Consider the following 19113-nt stretch of genomic DNA (forward strand, 5'->3'; position numbering starts at 1 on the left):
GGTAGGCTCGGAAGCCAAGTAGAAAAAATAGAAGGATATCATTTTATGTATCAAGTTGATTTACATGCGCATACTATTGCCAGCACCCATGCTTATAGTACAGTTAATGAATATTTCGCTGAGGCCGCAAGCCGTGGTGTCAAACTATTTGCGATTACCGACCACGGGCCTGAAATGCAAGATGCTCCACATGAGTGGCATTTTGGTAATATGCCTATCTTGCCGAGAATTGTTGATGGTGTTGGTTTATTGTACGGTATTGAAGCAAATATAAAGAACAAGTTGGGTGAGACAGACTGCAATGAAAAGATCGCTCGTCATTTAGATATTATTTTAGCTGGTTTTCATGAACCGGTTCTTGAGCCCCAAAGTTTAGCTGATAATACAGAAGCTATGATTGCCACGATCCGTAGTGGTAAAGTGCAAATAATTACCCATCCAGGCAACCCTAAATATCCTATTGATATCAAAGCAGTAGCGCAAGCCGCGAAAGAGTGTAATGTTGCTTTGGAAATGAATAACTCTTCATTCCTACATTCAAGAGCGGGTAGTCAACAGAATTGCTTAGAAATAGCTAAGGCAGTTAAAGAAACTGGCGGGTGGGTTGCATTAGGTTCAGACTCACATTTTGCCGGGTATCTCGGCCGTTTTGATCGCGTAGTTGAAATGTTGGAATCAATTAGTTTTCCACAATCACAAATTTTAAATGTTTCTCCACGTCGTGTATTGGACTTTTTAGAGTCCCATGGGCGTAAGCCTATTGCCGAATTTGCTGATTTTTAGTTGTTATTCAAAACTGCATTCACAAATACAGTTAGCCTAAAATACAGTCAATATTAAATAGAATAAAGCCACAGAATAGCTTAGTGGCTTTTAACTCCAATTAAATTGAAAGTTATATTTCAATTTCCATTTGAACACAATCTAACTCGACTTGTGCGAGACAAGAGTAGTAGCTAGCATGTTTAATCGAAGTAAAACCATGTTTCTGATAAAAGCGTTCAGCATTTGGTGATGAATCTAATACCAATTTTTTAATATTTCGCTTTTTGGCTTCAGCTTTAATGGCATCTAATATTAAGCTAGCAGCTCCACAGCCAGTGTATTGTGGTAAGGTAAATATGGCATCAACACTGTTAGCCTCTAAATTAAGATAACCAGTTGCAACGGGCTCATCATTTTTATTTACCGCGACAAAGAATGGGTTATTCCTCACAATGTGTATATAACTTACCGGCATTTCATCAGGGGTCCAGGCACGGATCGTTTTTGCATCAAAACTCGTTGTGCAACCATGGCGAATGGCTTGGTTACGTATAGACCAAAGAAGTTCGGCTTCATCGGGGGTTGCTAACCTAATTTTTATCATGAGACACCCGCTAATGTTTTTTTATTACTTTTATAGAACAAAAAATACAGTTAAAAAGCAAGATATATAACAGAAAGAAAACTAATTTGAATATGGTATACTCCCCTTTATTTTTAAATCAGTGACTGCTATGAATTATCAATGTCCTCTCTGTTTTACACCACTAAATCTTGCTAATAACAGTTATCGTTGTGCAGAAAATCATCAGTTCGATTGTGCAAAAGAAGGCTATGTTAACTTGTTACCTGTACAGCATAAACGTTCTAAAGACCCCGGTGATAATGCTGAAATGATGCAAGCGCGTAGGCAATTTCTTGATGCAGGGCATTACCACCCTATGCGTGGAAAGGTGGCAGAAAAACTTATTCAGTTTATTCCATCATCTTGTGCTAGCCTGCTGGATATTGGGTGCGGAGAAGGGTATTACACAGACTATTTTTCACGAGAACTTGCAAAACATTTTGAAAAATATACAGTTTTAGGCCTAGATGTTTCGAAGGCTGCGATTCGTTATGCGGCGAAACGCTATAAATCCGTTCGTTTTTGCGTTGGTACAAGTCATCGCTTGCCATTTTCTGATAACAGCTTGGGGGGAATTGTACGAATTTACGCACCCTGCAAGGCACAAGAATTAAGTCGTGTATTAGTTTCTAAAGGTATGTTAATAACCGTTACGCCTGCGGCGGAACATCTGCAAGAATTAAAAGCGTTAATCTACGATGAGGTTAAGTTACACCCAGCGAAAGATGAAGATCTGCCAAATTTTTCGTTAATAGATAGTTGCCAACTAAATTATAAGATGGCGCTGACTGGGCAAGAAGCTTATGAATTATTGATGATGACACCATTTGCTTGGCGTGCATCAGAACAGGTTAAAGAGGATTTACAGAAAGCAGAGGTGAAAGAATATACGGCTGATTTTTTAATTCGTGTTTATCAATCTAATGCAGAGTAGAGCTATTGCCCCCATATAGGGGGCACAAAAATTAATGGGCATACATAAATAATTCAAGGTGCTCAAATAAGATATTAAAACCAATACCTATTAGTACCAATCCACCGATAATTTCTGCTTTTTTTCCGAGTAATGGGCCTACATAACGGCCAATCATCATACCGATAGTGGCCATGATCATTGTCATTAAGCCAATAGTCATTGCAGTATGAACGATATCTACTTGTAAGAATGCTAAGCCTAAGCCGATGGCCATCGCATCAAGGCTGGTGGCTATTGCAGAAAAAATCAGGCTTGTTGAGCTATGACTAGAAGGTTTAGAACAGCATTCTTCATCTTTTGTTTTAATGCTCTGCCAGATCATCCTAGCACCTAAAACAAATAATAAACCAAATGCAATCCAATGATCCCAGCGGATAACATATTGGCTGGCTAAAATACCGATGCCCCAACCAATAATGGGTGTAATGGCTTCAATAAAACCAAAGATAAAACCAGTACGGAGAATTTCTCTAAAGCGGGGTTTATGAAGCACTGCACCTTTACAAATAGCAACGGCGAAGGCGTCCATTGACAGGGCAAGGGCTAAGATAAGGGTAGCATAGAAACTCATAACAGAACCTCGGTTGGGTGATTCCATATACACATAAATTACCCCCAACCAAAAGGCTTATTTATGTGTCTATGGTCTTGCCAACCGAATTTTGGTGTCCGCACCACGTTTGAAACCAAACGAGTATGTTGATACGGACTTTCTGGTATTATATATGAAACCAGAACAGGCTACTCCCCAATGACGTGGAAAGAAAGATACCATAATTTATATTAAAGGCAACACTTAATTAATTGTGGATATTAAACGGTAGTGAGAATTATTATCAACAAGGTTATTGGCAAAAACAAGGTTAATTAAATTAATAATTAACCTTGTTTTTAGTGACAATATAAAATCTATTTACTTATGATTAATAAGGAATTCATAAATTCGTTGTAAATCATCAAGATGTGAAACTTGGATGTTAATTTTCTTTTTTTCTAAACCTATTATTAATATACCGTCTTCGGATAAATTCATTGTTTTTATTCTGTCATATAATATAAAGGCATTGGCAAAATAAAAACCAGTTTGTTTAAAGAATAGCTTTGGTGTTCTTATAAATGCCAAATAAATTGACATGAAAATAGTAATCAATAATAAGTAAGTGGTTAATAAATTACCATGGCGTACAATATTTGTATAAATAACGATACAAATTAGAACAATAAAAATAATAGCATCTGCTCGATGTTTTCTTTTTAGATTAATTTTTAATAAGGTTTTACCCTTTAACAAATGCTGAATGAATTCATCATAAATCGCATAAACAAGCATGATCAAAATGATTATAGCAAGAATGGCATCATTGAAGGTCATTTGTGAGCCCTTGGATAAGTAAACATAATGCAGAGCTTAAAATTAAAAAAGGGAGGCTGCAACCTCCCAATTCAAATAATGATGGAAAATTATGGCGCTAAGAAGTTCAGCCAAGCACCAAGGATACCCAAGCCAAAGAAGCCGATAATAATCCACAACGCGTTGACTTTACGACGCAACAGCCACATGCAGGCGAAGGTTAGCAATAGCGGGACTAAGCCAGGCATGAGTTGATCAAGGATCATTTGGACTGTGGTAATATCTTCAGTGCCCGTTGTTGGGTTTTTGATCCGTGAAACTTCAAGTGGGATATTGACATGTGTCCATTTGTTTACCAATGCCCCCATGACAAACAAACCGAGAATGGATGCTCCTTCGGTGAGCTTTTGTAGGAAACCGCCACCAATATCTTGAACAATATCAATCCCTTTTTTGTAGCCATATGAAACACCATAGTAAAGGGTTAATAAACGTACAAGGTTAAACAAAACAAAGAACAGTAGAGGGCCAAGTAAGCTACCTGTCATTGCGATACCGGCACCGAGAGCCGCAAATACAGGGCGAACAGTTCCCCAGAAAATTGGGTCACCAACACCGGCTAATGGCCCCATTAGACCGACTTTGATACCATTTATTGCACCGTCATCAATGTCTGCACCATTGGCACGTTGCTCTTCCATTGCCATTGTGACACCCAGAACAGGCGCTGCAACATATGGATGGGTATTGAAAAACTCAAGATGACGTTTAATTGCTTGTTTTCTATCATCATTATTTTCAGGATAAAGACGACGAATAACCGGGACCATTGAATAGCAGAAGCCTAGGGCTTGCATACGTTCAAAGTTCCAAGAACCTTGCAATAGGTTAGACCGTAAAAATACGCCGCGAATATCGCTTTGTGTAAGCTTTTTAGCTGTCGGTTTTGTTATATCTACCATTATACGTTCCTCCTAGTCTAGCTCATTATCAAGGTTGTTATTGCTACTATTTCCTTGGGTAACAACAGTTTGTGATTTATTGTATTTTGGACTGAGTTGGATATATAAAATAGCCATCACAGTACCGATTACCCCAAGTGCAACTAGGTTGAAGTCAGTAAATGCCGCGGTAACAAAACCTAAGTAGAAGAATGGCATTAAGTAGCCTGCGCGCATCATATTGATGACCATCGCATAACCGACAACGACAATCATACCACCCGCAATATTAAGACCATCAGTAACAACTTGTGGGATAGAATCCAACATTTGTTGTACTTCTGATGTACCAACCGAAATGGCAACAATCAACGCGGGTATTGCGATACGCATCGCTTGCAGTAGTAATGCTGATATATGAATAAAGCCAATAGCCGTTAAATTGCCATTGAGGGCGGCTTTATCGGCAGCATGTTGGAATGCAACTGTCACAGTACGAACGATAATGGTTAATACTTGACCAGCTGCTGCAAGTGGGATGGCAATGGCAATACCTGCACCAATACTTTGACCACCGGCAATGACGAGGATAGTTGAAATAATCGAGGCTAAAGCGGCATCAGGTGCAACAGCAGCACCGATATTCATCCACCCAAGTGCGATCATTTCTAATGTACCACCGATGATGATACCCGTTTTCATATCTCCCAGAACGATACCTATAAGCGTACAAGCAATGAGGGGACGGTGAAATTGGAATTCATCAAGGATTGATCCCATCCCCGCGATACACGCGACGATAAAGACCATTACTATTTGAACAACGGTAAGTTCCATTGTTTAATCTCCTGTAACCAAAAGTTTTAAAATCTGTTTTGAGTAATGGATTAAAATCAATATAAAAATTGCGATAGAAATTATTTTTTGAGCTTATTAATCAAGTCCATCATGTAAACTTTGCTATCTGATGAAACTTTCCTGACTTCAAGTTCAATATTTTTGTCGTTCAAATAGTTAAATGCATCAATGTCTTCTTGGTTGATAGAAACGGCATTTGTAACCATGGTTTTCCCATCATGGTATGCCATGCCACCAATATTCACGGATTTCACGTCAACGCCTTCTTCGACGATACGTTTAACATCAGTTGGGTTAGTGAAAAGCAACATAACACGCTCACCGGCATATTTCGGGTTGTTATAAACGCGAATACATTTAGCCACATCGACAACATGCGCGGTGACACCTGGTGGTGCGACTTGTTTCAGTAATGTTGAGCGAACTTGGTCTTTAGCCACGTCATCACTGACCACAATAATGCGTTTAACTTGAGTTTCTTTCGTCCAGCGTGTTGCGACTTGTCCGTGAATTAATCTGTCATCAACACGAGCAAGTGCGATCACCATATGTTCGCCGGGGCCAGCTTTCACTGGTGCTGGGGCAGGGGTACTGGCTGCTACAGGAGCGGGTTCTACTTCTACTTCAGCTTCTTTGAATTTAAATGAACGAACTCCCCCGCGTCCTGTTTCAAGTGCGACAGTGATTAGCTCATTCATAGATGGATCATCATCACGGCACATGAAGGTTTCAACTAACATTGGAACATTCACGCCTGTGATAATGTCATAATTACTATTTTCATTAACAATGCGACTAGCGGCGTTAAATGGACTGCCTCCCCACGTATCAACAAGGAATAAGACACCCTTTGATGTATCTAAATCAGTTAGCTTTTGGGTGTACTTATCAAATAGGGTGTCTGCGTTTTCCCCAGGGATAAAATCAATAAACGACACATTTTCTTGTTCGCCTATTAACATCTCGGTTGTTCGAAGAAGCTGCTCTGCAGCGACTCCGTGTGTACCAATCATAATAGCTATACTCACTATTTTTCCCTCATAGATAGATAAAACAAAATATCATCTGTTGATAAAATGGACACTTAAGTTAGACTCCTTTTTATCAGTTTCCCCTGTAAGATAATTTTAGCTGAATAATTACAAACGTCTCATAATATTCATGAGCTAACTCATGGTGTTGTTAGTATCAATTACATTATTAGCATATCATCTCGTATTATCCTAAAAACTTGTTTCGCGTCAGAAAAATAAGAATACATCTAAAAAATGATATTAAATCGCAGTTAGTTGCGGTTTATTTTTATTTGAAAAAATTAATAAACCAAATATTTATATTTTATTGGTATATTGTTTTGTTATCGGTAACAAAAATAGCCAAAAAAATAGTGTAATATTGATTTTTAGAGTAAAAAACAACCAAATTTCAATGGGGAACGGTTGTCTCTCCGTCATGTCAAAACAGTCTTTAGCACAAAATAGTATGAATTTTGTTTTGATGTGGTTTGTTGAGTATAAGAAAATTAAGTTAATTCAATGAAAAAACTGTGGGTAATTGATTAGTTGAATTGGACTATATGGGAAAAGAAGCATAGCAAAACTAGAAAAAACTTTTTAATGCATGCTAAAAAAGCACCCTCAAAATACTGTTTAAAGTGATAACAGAATAGAAAAGGGTGCTTAAGGATTAAATGATAATAAAATTAGTCACATTGTACTTTGATGGCTAACCCACCTCGGGATGTCTCACGATATTTTGCATTCATGTCTTTCCCTGTTTCATACATAGTTTCAATGACTTTATCAAGTGAAACTCGTGGTTCGCTTGTTCTGCGTAGAGCCATACGTGTGGCATTTACCGCTTTAACAGATGCGATTGCATTTCGTTCAATGCAAGGAACTTGTACTTGGCCAGCGACAGGGTCACAAGTTAAACCTAAATTGTGCTCCATGCCGATTTCAGCAGCAATACACACTTGCTCAGGGCTACCACCGAATAATTCGGCCAAGCCAGCCGCGGCCATCGAACATGCCACACCGACTTCACCTTGGCAGCCAACTTCAGCACCTGATATGGACGCATTCATTTTGTATAAAATACCAATAGCACCGGAAGCTAAGAAATAGCGCATATATAACTCAGGCGTTACAGGTTCTATACAATGATTATAGTAAGCTAATACGGCAGGTACGATACCACATGCACCGTTAGTCGGGGCTGTGACAACGCGACCACCTGCAGCATTTTCCTCATTTACGGCTAAGGCATACATATTGATCAGGTCAACCACATTCATTGGGTCATTAGATAGCTTACTTGATGAAGTCACCATTCGGTTAAGTGCCGGTGCGCGACGAGGTACTCGTAATGGGCCCGGTAAAACACCTTCGGTATTTAAACCACGCTCGATACAGGCTTGCATGGTATGCCATACATCAGCAAAATAGGCTTCAATTTCTTCTTTGGTATGAAGGTCTAACTCGTTTTTCATCATTAAGCTAGAAATAGAAAGGCCGGATTTTTTGCAATTTAATAGTAGCTCTTCCGCGGAATTAAATGGATAAGAGACGGGTTTGCTATCAAGCGTTGATTCGCCAAAATGCTCTGCATCGACAATGAAACCACCACCAATGGAATAATAGGTTTTGGTGTAAATTTCATCATTATCGGCAAAAGCATGAATGGTCATGCCATTTTCGTGTAATGGCAGGTTATCTTGACGAAAATTCATGCCACCCTCATTAGGGAAGTCAACGACTTGAAGGCCATTTGCTAATGATAACTTTTCTGTTTCTTCTACATTCTTGATAAAAGTTGGGATGGATTCAATGTCGACAGTGGCAGGCAAATTACCTGCTAGCCCCATAATAATGGCGATATCAGTATGGTGCCCTTTTCCAGTAAGCGATAATGATCCATAAACATCCACTGAAATACGAGTGACGTTAGGTAATAAATTTTTGCTTACTAAATCATCGACAAATTCTTTCCCAGCTTTCATTGGACCAACGGTATGAGAGCTTGAAGGGCCTATGCCCACTTTAAACATGTCGAAAACGCTTATCACGCAGGACTCCTTAAAAAAAAGATGAAAATGTAGTGCATTATTTTAAAAGGCGCTACTTTACTGTTATTTAGTAGTGTTAACCAGTAAGTTTAAAGTATTTTTTGAAATAAGGTAGTTGCTGAAGGGTAATTGATTGTAAATAGCACAAAATGTCTGTGATATGGCTAAAAAAACAACATGTGGTAGAGGTATATTTTGTCATATATGACGCGATATCTTGTCACCTTAAATAGATTTTACTGCAATAGTGGCATTGTATGGTGAAAAGTTGTGTTAGCCATTAATCTAACTGCAAGGCAAGTTGGTGAATAATCGAAGCGGTTAATCCCCAAACTAAATGGCCTTTATACCAATAAAAAAAGATGCGGTTATGCTGTCCTGAACGCTTAATATCGACATATTTATGATGTTGCAATGAAAGCGCATCAAACAATGGAACTTCAAAGATATCAGCGACTTCACTGGGGTTAGCCTGATATTGAATATTATTTGGTACTAGCCCAACAATTGGCGTAACTTCATAACCACCATAACTTTGTAAAGGGCTTAACTGACCCAGTACGGTGACTTTTTCCGGTGGGATGGCGACTTCTTCATAAGCTTCACGTAAAGCGGTATTCACAAGCGTTCCATCCTCTGGGTCACTAGCCCCCCCAGGAAAGGCGACTTGGCCTGCATGGGAGCGTAAAAAAGGAGACCTTTGGGTGAGAAGTAATGTTGGGTTTGGTTTATTGATAATGGGTAAAAGAACAGCCGCCGATTTACCCGCCTTAGCTTCAAATTGGCGGGTAGCCGGTAAAGTAAACTGAAAACGATTGATAAAGTTATTCAGTTCAGTCATCGTTATTGAGTGCTCCTAATAAAGGTAAGATCAGGCTTAATTTATCAAAGGTTTCTTGATACTCTTTGTCTGCTTGGCTATCGGCAACAATACCACCGCCAGCCCAACAATAAACCTGTTTTTTATATGTCAGTAAAGTACGAATAGTAATATTGCTATCCATATTGCCATTGAAACTAATATAGCCTATTGCTCCACAATAGCCATGTCGGCGATGGGGTTCTAATTCTTCAATTATCTCCATTGCACGGACTTTCGGTGCGCCGGTTATTGACCCGCCAGGAAAACACGCTCGTAATAAATCAGTTGCACGGTATTGGCTATCTAACTTTGCCGTAACGGTACTAACCAGATGATGTACTGCCGGGAAAGCTTCAACAGCAAATAACTCAGGAACACTGACCGTACCCGGTTTGGCGACGCGGCCAATATCATTACGCAGCAAGTCGACAATCATTAAGTTCTCTGCGCGATCTTTTACTGAATTAGACAATTTTGCTACTTGAGCAAGGTCATCTTGTTCATTGTCTAAGCGCGGAAGCGTTCCTTTGATTGGGCGGGTTTGAATATCTCCATCTTGCAAAAAGATAAAGCGTTCAGGTGAAATACTGATAACCGCATTTTCGGGAAGACGTATAAAAGAAGAGAAGGGAGCACCATTGCGATCAAGTAGTGCTAAAAATGCATTCCATTCATCCCCTTTATACTTGGCTTTAAATCTTTGCGCTAAATTGATTTGGTAGCAATCACCATTACGTAAATATTCATGGATGCGCGCAATATTATGATGATATGCCTCTTCTGACATATTGGATTGCCATGCAGAGGTTAATTGAAATTTGTTTTTACGTGGCCTTTTTTGGTTGTTTAGCCAAGCTAACCGAGCATCAACATCATCATAACTAATTAATGTAGTGGTTTTATCATGATGATCAACAATGAGAGCCCACAAGTAGATGCCAACTGCCATGTCTGGAAACTGTAGCTCTGTGGTCGAAATTTCAGGTAATTTTTCAATGCGGCGCCCTAAATCGTAACTCCAAAGGCCGAGAGCCCCCCCGTTGAAGGGGCTCTCATTATCTTCCTGGCGTTTCGGTTGGTATTTATCCAGCAATCCTTGAAGGAGTTCAAAAGGGTCTGACTCAGAAACGAGAGAGGCGTGATTTTGTTCTGTAATAGTTGTTTTAAGCTGATAAGTAGTCAGTGTGGCAATCGGGTCAGCAACGATAATATCAAAGCGATTATGTGAGTGTTTTGCATTACCTGAATGTAATAACATCGCCCATGGCAGGTGTGCCAATGGGGTAAAATAATCAATGGCTGCATTTGGGCTATAAGGTAGTTGGATTTTTTTGATAACCATAATGATGAGTTTAAATTTCCGCAAGTGAATCAATACAGATTAACATATATTCTTATCTTAATAGTCGAAGAAATGTTAAAATCTTAATCATTGATTTTAGTCTTTTATTCATGAGGTTTAAACCATGTTTTCTGGTATGCCAGCACTTAATCACGAAGAACAGCAAGAAGCTGTTGAAAAAATTCATCAATTGATGGCGGAAGGTATGAGTAGTGGTGAGGCGATTGCAATAGTCGCTCATGAAATTAGAGAAAAGCACCAAGGTAAAGAACAGATCCACGTTCGTTTCGATGATGAAAATTAATAATTTATAAACATACTATTAACATTCATGCATAAATCTGATAGATTAATATTAGTTAAGTCATTCTATTTATCAATGAAGACTAGATAATAACCAGAAGATAACTGGTATCTGGTAGGCTGAAATAAGCCGCTAAACTAATCAAAAATCTTTACCTAGTAATAGGTATCGGAGGATGGTATGGAAGCGAATCGAAAAATTGCTGTAATTTTAGGTGCTTGTGCTCTGGTTTTTAGTTCTTTTGCGTTAAGCGCAAATAATGAAGAAGGCAAAGCTGCGCCTTTCGTCAGCTGTGGTACGTTAACTGAACCACAAATTGCAGCACAGGTGAAAAGTGACTTTATGCATAATCGTTTGCCTCATTGGACAGATGAAAAAGCGGCTTTAGGCAAAAAAGCGGTTGCTTGGGTCAATGATGGTGAAGTCACTAAAACTGAAACAGGTTACACCGTACCGCTGGTTGTTCGAGGTGCAAAATCCGATTTGCATTATTCAGTTGCGGTAGACTGCCAAAATAATACCGTGACATATAATACAACTAAATAAATTTTTTATTGAATATCAAGGGATAACCATTAAGGTTATCCCTTTTTTGTGTCATTTTTTCTGTGTATCCGTGAGCCTAGCGATTACGTGGTTCATAAGGCATACGAGCAAAATTTTGTGACAGTTGGCGGTAGTATACTAATCGCTCTCTGAAATAGTCCCTTAAGTGTTCAGGTTGTTCTCGCTCAACAGCTTCAGCAATGATGGCAATGTTATAGCGTTCTTTAAATGCAACACCAGAAGCCAAAAGGTCGACATTGACCTTATCCATTTCATCTTTAGGCAATAAAGCAAGGTTGTGACTCATATTTGATCTCTACGGTTAAATTCATACCTTATTATTGTAACTGGATAATGAGAAAAAATCTCATTACATTAATTGTAATAATAAAAATAAGAGTTAAATTTATCTATTTATATATTTAGCTATTAATAGAAAAACAGGGAAAGATAATGAGATTGATTATTATTGTTTTTAACAAAAGTTATTAATTATCAGTGAATTGGATTTTTTTGTTTTAAGATTGTTTTAGGGTTTTAATTATTGTAATACTGTGCATAATATACGCATGAATGATTAACCGATAAGGCTTAAATATGTTAACTACAGATATGGTCAAAAAATTAAACGAGCAATTAAATCTTGAGTTTTATTCTGCAAATCTCTATTTGCAAATGAGTGCTTGGTGTAGTGATAAAGGCTATGAAGGCGCTGCAGCGTTCTTAAAAGCACACTCACAAGAGGAAATGGAACATATGCAGCGTTTATTTGATTATCTTAGTGACACTGGGGCGTTGCCACTGTTAGGGCAAATTGCTGCGCCGCCCGTTGATTTCAAATCAATTAGTGATGTATTCACCCAAACTTATGAACATGAGCAATTAATTACTCGTGAAATTAATAAATTGGCTCATTTAGCAATGACAACACAAGATTATTCTACATTTAATTTCTTACAATGGTATGTTGCAGAGCAACATGAAGAAGAGAAATTATTTAAATCAGTACTGGATAAACTGGATATGGTGGGTGAGTCTGGTAAAGCACTATTCTTGTTAGATAAAGATTTGAAAAACCTGTCTGCGGCAACGCATGTCTAATCTACACACCAGTAAGTAGATAGAAATCTAGTTTTTCTCCCTACTTGATGCATAAAGACCTCTCTAGGCTTATGGGCATGAATTCTGTAATTCAATGTTCATAAGTCTTTTTCTTTTCATTTTGTGTGAAAACTCACAGGATAGGCCGATAAAACCCATTTTTAAGCGGTAAAATGGTTTGTTTTCCGTATAATGATTGGCAATTATTCTAAATTCACCTGCAAATTAAGAGGTTACTATGCCAATTAACCCTATTAAATCTTCATGGCGCAAACTTAGCGCTGTCGCCGTTCTATTTTTAGGCATGTCTTTCCAACAAGCATTTGCCCATGCACATTTAAAAGACCAGCTTCCTGCTGAAGGTACGGCAGTGGAGCAAGCGCCAGAGTCAATCTCATTAAGCTTTTCTGAAGGTATCGAAGTTAATTTCACTAAGGTCAGTATTATCGGGCCTGAAAATAAAATAGTGAAAACCGGTAAAGCAACGTTAGACCCGAGTAACGACACAAAAGTGGTCGTTCCTGTGGAAGACAAGCTCATTGCTGGGAAATATGATGTTAATTGGAGCGTCGTTTCTGTCGACGGACACAAAACAAAAGGAACGTATAGCTTTACAGTGAAATAATATGTCACTAGAAGCTTTTTATACCCTTATTCGCTTTATTCATTTTATCGCTGCAATATTGATGTGTGGAATGTCAATATTTGCAGTGGTACTTAGTCACGGCTCATTTAATTATTTATTAAGCCGCTATTTGAATAAAGGCATTTTCTTTTGTGCCATTGTTACTGTCTTAACAGCCTTCAGCTGGATGATTGCGCAAGCGGGTCTGATGGGTGATGGTTGGGAAGATAGTATTGATTGGCAGATATGGCAAGGGGTTTTAGGGACGTCATTCGGCCAAGTATGGCGTTGGGAACTTTTGTCATCTGTATTATTGCTATTGGTCTTATTTATAAAATCAATTCAATTACGATTGAAACTAATATTAGTTTTTTCAGTGATCCTGCTTGGTTTGCATGCCTTTATTGGGCACGCGGCTATGCATGATGGCCTACTCGGAACATTCCATCGTATTAATCAATTTATTCATCTCATTAGCTCTGCATATTGGTTTGGCGGTTTGTGGCCATTTTTAATTTGCATCCAATTTTTGCGCAATAAAAAAGAAATGGCAGAAGGGATGGACAAACAAATTGTGAATACCATGATGCGTTTTTCGCGCTTCGGCCATATCGCTGTTGTACTGGTGATCATTACTGGGATCATTAGTGCAATAACACTTTTACCTGGCTGGCCATTAAATTATTCAGGGTCAGAATACCAATCACTACTTTGGTTTAAGATCATTTTAGTGGGAGGAATGCTTTTATTAGCGATTATCAATCGTTATTACATCGTACCTATTATTAAGCAAAAAGGGCGAATCAATTACCTAATCATTAACAGTTGGGTTGAGTTACTGTTAGGTACGATGGCGATTCTTTCTGTGGCAATTTTTGCAAGCTACCAACCAATCTAGCTAAACTTTTATATTTAATTGATAATATGTAAGATATCTTCAATGTTTAATAAGGTCACTACCATGAAATTTAAACTCATTATTTGCTCACTGTTATTGGGTGGAACCGTGAGTACTGCTTTTTCTGCACCGTTAACATCCGTGAGTAAAAAACAATTTGGTGATGATTGGCCATTTACTCGAGAGGAAGTCATGTTAGAGTGCCGTCATAATGGGGCTTTGGTCGTCATTAACCCTGCCACGCTAATGCAATACCCATTAAACGACATAGCGACTGAATTGATGATCAAAAAAGAAATTAAAGCACAGCCTATTGATGTGCTGCTTAAGCCTACCGATAGCATCAAAACAGTTGAGGAAAGAATATTACCTATAAAAGAAGCTGCTGCAAAATTGTGTGCGAGTAATTAAATTTATCGTTCAGTTAAAATGTTCAATCTAGAAGGGATGTGGAAAACAATAAATTATTGTTATTATTCAATGCATTGATTAATTGAAAGGTTTGAGTGATTGTATGTATAGGTATAACCTATTAAACAAATAGTTCAATTTTAGAAAATTAAGAAATAAATTGTGTTAATAATATGTAAAAATATTGATAATAAATATGGTAAGAACGTGCATTGAAAGCTAGTATTAGAGTGTACTTTGTAACGTCTCAATGGCAATTTTAGCGCACGGCTCTGCCAGAGCCATTTCCCAAGGCCCGGTAATCGGAATCTACCAGGCCTCTTTTTTTGCCTATTATTTTGTCAGTTCTCATTTCATATCAGCTTATTGGTTCCTACCTATTTATATGCTTAGTAAATAACCTAAGAGTACTAACAAAACTATTAAGCAAGTTTCATCACCCAATGGTGATTTTCTTTGTCATAACGATCACGGTAGAGTAGAACCGGTTTTTCATCTAAAGTGGCAGGAATACTTGTATGCTCGTCCCAGCCATCAAGTTGCATGCAAAAGTCTGTATCAGAATCACATGGAATACTTACTGTATCACTTTTATGGGAAGCCATAACCGCATCATTAATTTCATAGGAAGATATTTTCAATTTTACAATACACATAACAGCACCTCATTCATCGATTTTAACCATATATAATCAGCTCAACGAATTTAAGCATAGTATAAATGGAATTAATTTCCAAAATAATTTTTAAGGTGCTTGTGAGGAAAGGGTGCTATATATGGTTAATATGCACCCTAATAGTGATTATTTTTTCGGGATAGATGTTCCCCAGTCCACGTAATCTTTAGGGGGCTCTAATTTTAGGATGAAATGCTGTTCAGGCCTAGCTTGTGGGGCTAGAGGCACTGACGGCGGTGTAGCAAGGGAAATACCGCCACGTACAAATTGCTTGAAAGTCCCGCTTTTGGCAACGCCACCGGTTAAACCAAATGAAAAGTTAAAACCGGAAGACTGCCAAAACTCGGTATTATTGCGAATAAGATATTGGTATTCCTTGCCAATACGTGTCGCAACATATACGCGATCGGAAAGCTCTCCCAAATAGAGACCTGTAACAACACCGACTTCTAGGCCCCTAAACAAAATAGGTGTACCAATTTGGATTGCGCCTACATCAATAGCATCAAGGTAAATAGTTAAACCGTCTAGATAACGCGAGTCTGTAATATTGGCAGTTTGTAATTCAAATTGATAACGGCTTTTACTGCTACGTCCCGGTTCAGCACTGATATAAGGCTGCAATATGCTATCTAAATTATTTAAACCCGCAGGGGATAATTCAGGTGTTACCACAGCGAAGCGACTTCCTAACCGGGTAAAGGTACTGACATATTCGGGGTATAGAATTGCTTTTGCTTGTACTTCACGTTTGTCAGATGACAATTTTAATGATTCAATTTGACCAATATTAATACCTAAATAACGGATTGGCATGCCTTCGGAAAGTTTTGATGCATCAAACGTGGTTAGCGTAATAATGCTTCCTATTGCCTTCGCAGAGGTTTCATTTGGGTAAAGCGTGTGTTGTCGAGCAGTATTGGCGACGCCACCATCTAGGTTATCAAAGCTAATTGCACCGCTAATCGCTCGGCTCAGAGGCGCAGCTTGAACGGTTAAACCATTGCTATTAAGCTGAACTTTTGCGCCGCCTTCAGCCCAAAATACACTATTTTCTGTGAGTAAATGAAGATATTCATTTGAAATATTTACATTGATCGCAAACCCGGATTTGGTTGGTTTAATGGCAATGATTTTGCCAACTGCAAATTGGCGATAAAGAACGACAGAACCCGCCTGAATGTCTGGTAGTGTCGTAGTATTGAGAGTGATAGTTGTAGGTGGTAAAGCGCCTAAAATACCGGCTTTTGCATTATCATCACTACGGTATAAAGGAAAGGTTTCGGGAAGTTTATCTTGGCTTTGTCCAGCTATCAGGTGAATCCCGCCATCTAACCATTCTTGGGGGGTTGCGCCTTGGAATTGTAATCCATTAAGGCCTAATTGGATATCCACTCGGCTATTTGCAACAAATTTACTGTCTTCACGAACAAGGTGCTGGAACTCATCATAGATTAGGATACTAAAATTCACTTTTTCAGTTGCTAGGTGACGCTGTAACACTTCGCCAACTTGAATTCCTTTGTAAACAATGGGTTGGCCTTTATCGACACCATAGGTGTCATGCGCCCAAAGCGTTAGCATTAGGGGTTCTTTGCCGTCTTGCTCTGCGGTTTTGGCTATTTTTTTATTATCTTGCAGAACAAATTGTTGTCCTTCTTCTGCTTGAGGACTGCTTTGTGGTGAGTCAAAAGCAATGGCGCCATTTATCACAGCAGAAAGGCTTTCCATTTTTACACTTGCTCCAGATTTAAGGTCGAAGCTACCTTGTAACCCAGATACATTCCAAAACTGACTCTCTTTGCGTACTAAGTTAGCATACGGTTTTTTGACAACAGCAGAGATAGAAACACCTTGGTTATCTGGCAAAATGGTATAGTCAGAAATATATCCAACAGGCACTTTCCGGTAATAAATCGGAGAGTTTTCATTTAATGAGCCTAAATCCGGAGCAGTAAGGTGAATAAGTAATTCACCTTTATCTATGTTTAGCTGCGGTGGTGTATCCTGTGCAACAAAAGAGAATTGCTCTGTTCCCGTGCTTGGTAACATCCCAATGTAGTTCCCACCAACTAACGCATCAAGACCAGAAACACCTGCTAATGATGCCTTGGGGGTCACTAACCAAAATTTAGTCCCTGAATTCAAGGCTGGCCGCATGTCTTTACTCACACTAGCGGTAACAATAATGGTTTTCATATTTTTACTGATAGCGACAGATTCCACCATACCCACCTCGACACCTTGATATCGGATTGGCGTACGGTTGGCTACCACTCCAGGTGCAGATGTAAATTCAATGGTGATATTCGTTCCCCGTTCAGACCAATGCTGAAACAAAAGCCAGCCTGCAATGAAAATAGCGACTAAGGGCAATAGCCAAAACGGTGAAATCTGCTTACGTTTACGTAATATAGCTTCTGATATTTCTTCAGAGGGTTCACTTTGCGGGTTTTGATTTTCCATAAGAATCCCAAATTAAACGGCTATCTAACCACTCAACAGCCAAGATAGTTAAAATAACGGCTGTACCAAAATACAGTGCGGCAGGGCCCATCGTAAACGACATCAATTGGTCTCGATTAACTAATGTCATCATTAAGGCAATGACGAATAAATCTAGCATGGACCAACGACCAATCCATGAAACAAACCTAAGTAATTTCATACGTAAAATAGGGTCAGTATTGCTTTTGAAATGGATAGAAAACAGTAGCAATATCATGATAATAATCTTAATAAAGGGAACCAATATGCTTGCAATGAATACAATAATTGCAATTGGCCAATTACCTGAATCAATTAAAGTCACTACACCAGAATAAATGGTGTCCTCTAAACGTTGCCCATTGAGGTAAAAAATAGAGATTGGCATTAAATTAGCAGGAAATAATAACACCATAGCAGCAATTAATGCGGCCCAGGTTTTTTGCAAACTATGTGGTTCGCGATAGTGAAGTGGACGATGACAGCGTTGGCATTTTCCATTGCTAGTTGCAGGGCCGCAATGATGGCAAGCTGTACAGGTCAGTGAGTTGTCTTGTACATTTTTATTATTAATCGGATAAAATTTGTTCCATAACTCATCTAAGTTCATATGGATGAGGATTAATATACTGAGAATAGACATGGTAATAAAAGCGATTAAACCATGTCCAATGAAAACACTCGCATAATCTTGCATTTTAATCGCAGCAATGCCTAGCGCGATAAGGTAAACATCTAACATAACCCATTCTTTGATGTGACTTAATACTAAAAGAATAGGCCGGAGATTCAAATTAATATGCTGACCAATAGATAACAATAAAATTAAAATGGGTAATAATAATGGGGCTGCAATTGCACAAAATGCCACTATACTGGCCGTAAATGGATCTCCTTGTTGATTAATTAAGCGAATGCCTTCAATGACATTTGCATTGATTTGGCTTCCTAATAAGTGAATAGAAATAAGTGGTTGCCAAAATGCAATAGGGGCAAGCATCAATAAAGTGATAGCCAGTATTGATAAACGATTGAGTGACCAAGAACGCCCGTCATTAAGTTGACTAAAGCAGCGAGGGCAAACAACGACTTGCCGTATGCTAAATTTAGGGGTTAGTAGCTTCTGATTGCAATGATTACATCGTTGAAAAAGCAAATCAGTGTGATTAATGTAGTTCATATTGACTCATTTTAGGTGGTTACCTCGATGTAATCTAGTGTAAAAAAATTTACCTCAAAGTGACAAATTGGTAACCTTAGGGCTGCGCTTACAAATA

General features: G+C 38.6%; 21 protein-coding genes and 1 riboswitch. Of the genes, 8 read left to right on the forward strand and 13 right to left on the reverse strand.

The window, feature by feature from the left end:
- The first annotated feature begins 45 nt into the window (after window positions 1-45).
- Entirely contained in the window at window positions 46-783 is a 738-nt protein-coding gene (locus PSE72_RS00985) for a phosphatase (RefSeq protein ID WP_198641090.1), read from the forward strand.
- 112 nt (window positions 784-895) lie between these two features.
- Here the strand turns inward: PSE72_RS00985 and PSE72_RS00990 are convergent, their stop codons facing one another.
- Complete coding sequence (locus PSE72_RS00990; RefSeq protein WP_198641315.1) at window positions 896-1366, reverse strand: GNAT family N-acetyltransferase; 471 nt, start codon at window positions 1364-1366, stop codon at window positions 896-898.
- Window positions 1367-1499: 133 nt separating this feature from the next.
- On the opposite strand from PSE72_RS00990, the gene rlmA reads away from it, so the two are divergent.
- Window positions 1500-2324, forward strand: a complete 825-nt coding sequence (gene rlmA, locus PSE72_RS00995) for a 23S rRNA (guanine(745)-N(1))-methyltransferase (RefSeq protein ID WP_115167163.1) — start codon at window positions 1500-1502, stop codon at window positions 2322-2324.
- 31 nt (window positions 2325-2355) lie between these two features.
- On the opposite strand, the gene mntP is transcribed toward rlmA, so the two are convergent.
- The 8 genes from mntP to pabB form a co-directional block, all read right to left on the reverse strand.
- Complete coding sequence (mntP, locus tag PSE72_RS01000; protein ID WP_004911288.1) at window positions 2356-2937, reverse strand: manganese efflux pump MntP; 582 nt, start codon at window positions 2935-2937, stop codon at window positions 2356-2358.
- A gap of 46 nt (window positions 2938-2983) precedes the next feature.
- A riboswitch (yybP-ykoY riboswitch) is annotated at window positions 2984-3128 on the reverse strand.
- A 151-nt stretch (window positions 3129-3279) separates the two neighbouring features.
- Window positions 3280-3738 carry a DUF986 family protein gene (locus PSE72_RS01005; RefSeq protein WP_115167164.1) on the reverse strand — a complete coding sequence of 153 codons (459 nt, stop codon included), beginning with the start codon at window positions 3736-3738 and terminating at the stop codon, window positions 3280-3282.
- Between the two features lie 89 nt (window positions 3739-3827).
- Window positions 3828-4679 (reverse strand): PTS mannose transporter subunit IID, encoded by an 852-nt coding sequence (locus PSE72_RS01010; protein ID WP_102138691.1) that lies wholly within the window; start codon window positions 4677-4679, stop codon window positions 3828-3830.
- Window positions 4680-4691: 12 nt separating this feature from the next.
- A complete protein-coding gene (locus tag PSE72_RS01015; RefSeq protein WP_004253851.1) occupies window positions 4692-5495 on the reverse strand; it encodes a PTS mannose/fructose/sorbose transporter subunit IIC in 804 nt (267 codons plus the stop codon).
- Window positions 5496-5575: 80 nt separating this feature from the next.
- Window positions 5576-6544, reverse strand: coding sequence for a PTS mannose transporter subunit IIAB (gene manX / locus PSE72_RS01020; RefSeq protein ID WP_204163271.1), 969 nt, complete (start codon window positions 6542-6544; stop codon window positions 5576-5578).
- A 674-nt stretch (window positions 6545-7218) separates the two neighbouring features.
- Window positions 7219-8583 (reverse strand): L-serine ammonia-lyase, encoded by a 1365-nt coding sequence (locus PSE72_RS01025; RefSeq protein WP_115167165.1) that lies wholly within the window; start codon window positions 8581-8583, stop codon window positions 7219-7221.
- 280 nt (window positions 8584-8863) lie between these two features.
- Window positions 8864-9424, reverse strand: coding sequence for a CoA pyrophosphatase (locus tag PSE72_RS01030; protein WP_109912500.1), 561 nt, complete (start codon window positions 9422-9424; stop codon window positions 8864-8866).
- Entirely contained in the window at window positions 9417-10787 is a 1371-nt protein-coding gene (gene pabB, locus PSE72_RS01035) for an aminodeoxychorismate synthase component 1 (RefSeq protein WP_198641091.1), read from the reverse strand. Before pabB ends, PSE72_RS01030 begins: the two co-directional genes overlap by 8 nt.
- A gap of 124 nt (window positions 10788-10911) precedes the next feature.
- Between pabB and PSE72_RS01040 the strand changes: the two genes are divergently transcribed.
- Both PSE72_RS01040 and yebF read left to right on the forward strand, forming a co-directional pair.
- Window positions 10912-11091 carry a YoaH family protein gene (locus PSE72_RS01040; protein ID WP_004911263.1) on the forward strand — a complete coding sequence of 60 codons (180 nt, stop codon included), beginning with the start codon at window positions 10912-10914 and terminating at the stop codon, window positions 11089-11091.
- Window positions 11092-11271: 180 nt separating this feature from the next.
- Window positions 11272-11637 carry a protein YebF gene (gene yebF / locus PSE72_RS01045; protein ID WP_272690866.1) on the forward strand — a complete coding sequence of 122 codons (366 nt, stop codon included), beginning with the start codon at window positions 11272-11274 and terminating at the stop codon, window positions 11635-11637.
- Between the two features lie 76 nt (window positions 11638-11713).
- Here the strand turns inward: yebF and PSE72_RS01050 are convergent, their stop codons facing one another.
- Window positions 11714-11944 carry a DNA polymerase III subunit theta gene (locus PSE72_RS01050; RefSeq protein WP_004911258.1) on the reverse strand — a complete coding sequence of 77 codons (231 nt, stop codon included), beginning with the start codon at window positions 11942-11944 and terminating at the stop codon, window positions 11714-11716.
- A gap of 290 nt (window positions 11945-12234) precedes the next feature.
- On the opposite strand from PSE72_RS01050, the gene ftnA reads away from it, so the two are divergent.
- The 4 genes from ftnA to PSE72_RS01070 all read left to right on the forward strand — a co-directional run bounded on the left by ftnA (window position 12235) and on the right by PSE72_RS01070 (window position 14672).
- On the forward strand, window positions 12235-12738 hold the full coding sequence (ftnA, locus tag PSE72_RS01055; protein ID WP_004911254.1) for a non-heme ferritin: 504 nt from the start codon (window positions 12235-12237) through the stop codon (window positions 12736-12738).
- A 238-nt stretch (window positions 12739-12976) separates the two neighbouring features.
- A complete protein-coding gene (gene copC, locus PSE72_RS01060; RefSeq protein WP_109912503.1) occupies window positions 12977-13363 on the forward strand; it encodes a copper homeostasis periplasmic binding protein CopC in 387 nt (128 codons plus the stop codon).
- A gap of 1 nt (window position 13364) precedes the next feature.
- Window positions 13365-14261 carry a copper homeostasis membrane protein CopD gene (gene copD, locus PSE72_RS01065; RefSeq protein ID WP_115167170.1) on the forward strand — a complete coding sequence of 299 codons (897 nt, stop codon included), beginning with the start codon at window positions 13365-13367 and terminating at the stop codon, window positions 14259-14261.
- A 63-nt stretch (window positions 14262-14324) separates the two neighbouring features.
- Entirely contained in the window at window positions 14325-14672 is a 348-nt protein-coding gene (locus PSE72_RS01070; RefSeq protein WP_115167171.1) for a YebY family protein, read from the forward strand.
- 422 nt (window positions 14673-15094) lie between these two features.
- Here the strand turns inward: PSE72_RS01070 and PSE72_RS01075 are convergent, their stop codons facing one another.
- The 3 genes from PSE72_RS01075 to yebS form a co-directional block, all read right to left on the reverse strand.
- The gene (locus PSE72_RS01075; RefSeq protein ID WP_004253902.1) at window positions 15095-15328 is read right to left on the reverse strand and encodes a DUF1480 family protein; all 234 of its coding nucleotides are present in this window, start codon (window positions 15326-15328) and stop codon (window positions 15095-15097) included.
- A 147-nt stretch (window positions 15329-15475) separates the two neighbouring features.
- On the reverse strand, window positions 15476-17815 hold the full coding sequence (locus tag PSE72_RS01080; protein WP_115167172.1) for a PqiB family protein: 2340 nt from the start codon (window positions 17813-17815) through the stop codon (window positions 15476-15478).
- Window positions 17790-19016, reverse strand: coding sequence for a membrane integrity lipid transport subunit YebS (gene yebS, locus PSE72_RS01085; protein ID WP_115167173.1), 1227 nt, complete (start codon window positions 19014-19016; stop codon window positions 17790-17792). Before yebS ends, PSE72_RS01080 begins: the two co-directional genes overlap by 26 nt.
- Window positions 19017-19113: the final 97 nt, after the last annotated feature.

Source organism: Providencia sp. PROV116, from assembly GCF_028482485.1.
GTDB lineage: Bacteria > Pseudomonadota > Gammaproteobacteria > Enterobacterales > Enterobacteriaceae > Providencia > Providencia rettgeri.

What these genes read in the sequence shown, in the direction of transcription:
- PSE72_RS00985 (WP_198641090.1), top strand. Translation starts at nt 46, where the DNA reads ATGTATCAAGTTGATTTACATGCGCATACTATTGCCAGCACCCATGCT.
- rlmA (WP_115167163.1), top strand. Translation starts at nt 1,500, where the DNA reads ATGAATTATCAATGTCCTCTCTGTTTTACACCACTAAATCTTGCTAAT.
- mntP (WP_004911288.1), bottom strand. Translation starts at nt 2,937, where the DNA reads ATGAGTTTCTATGCTACCCTTATCTTAGCCCTTGCCCTGTCAATGGAC.
- PSE72_RS01005 (WP_115167164.1), bottom strand. Translation starts at nt 3,738, where the DNA reads ATGACCTTCAATGATGCCATTCTTGCTATAATCATTTTGATCATGCTT.
- PSE72_RS01010 (WP_102138691.1), bottom strand. Translation starts at nt 4,679, where the DNA reads ATGGTAGATATAACAAAACCGACAGCTAAAAAGCTTACACAAAGCGAT.
- PSE72_RS01015 (WP_004253851.1), bottom strand. Translation starts at nt 5,495, where the DNA reads ATGGAACTTACCGTTGTTCAAATAGTAATGGTCTTTATCGTCGCGTGT.
- PSE72_RS01030 (WP_109912500.1), bottom strand. Translation starts at nt 9,424, where the DNA reads ATGACTGAACTGAATAACTTTATCAATCGTTTTCAGTTTACTTTACCG.
- pabB (WP_198641091.1), bottom strand. Translation starts at nt 10,787, where the DNA reads ATGGTTATCAAAAAAATCCAACTACCTTATAGCCCAAATGCAGCCATT.
- PSE72_RS01040 (WP_004911263.1), top strand. Translation starts at nt 10,912, where the DNA reads ATGTTTTCTGGTATGCCAGCACTTAATCACGAAGAACAGCAAGAAGCT.
- yebF (WP_272690866.1), top strand. Translation starts at nt 11,272, where the DNA reads ATGGAAGCGAATCGAAAAATTGCTGTAATTTTAGGTGCTTGTGCTCTG.
- PSE72_RS01050 (WP_004911258.1), bottom strand. Translation starts at nt 11,944, where the DNA reads ATGAGTCACAACCTTGCTTTATTGCCTAAAGATGAAATGGATAAGGTC.
- ftnA (WP_004911254.1), top strand. Translation starts at nt 12,235, where the DNA reads ATGTTAACTACAGATATGGTCAAAAAATTAAACGAGCAATTAAATCTT.
- copC (WP_109912503.1), top strand. Translation starts at nt 12,977, where the DNA reads ATGCCAATTAACCCTATTAAATCTTCATGGCGCAAACTTAGCGCTGTC.
- copD (WP_115167170.1), top strand. Translation starts at nt 13,365, where the DNA reads ATGTCACTAGAAGCTTTTTATACCCTTATTCGCTTTATTCATTTTATC.
- PSE72_RS01070 (WP_115167171.1), top strand. Translation starts at nt 14,325, where the DNA reads ATGAAATTTAAACTCATTATTTGCTCACTGTTATTGGGTGGAACCGTG.
- PSE72_RS01075 (WP_004253902.1), bottom strand. Translation starts at nt 15,328, where the DNA reads ATGTGTATTGTAAAATTGAAAATATCTTCCTATGAAATTAATGATGCG.
- PSE72_RS01080 (WP_115167172.1), bottom strand. Translation starts at nt 17,815, where the DNA reads ATGGAAAATCAAAACCCGCAAAGTGAACCCTCTGAAGAAATATCAGAA.
- yebS (WP_115167173.1), bottom strand. Translation starts at nt 19,016, where the DNA reads ATGAACTACATTAATCACACTGATTTGCTTTTTCAACGATGTAATCAT.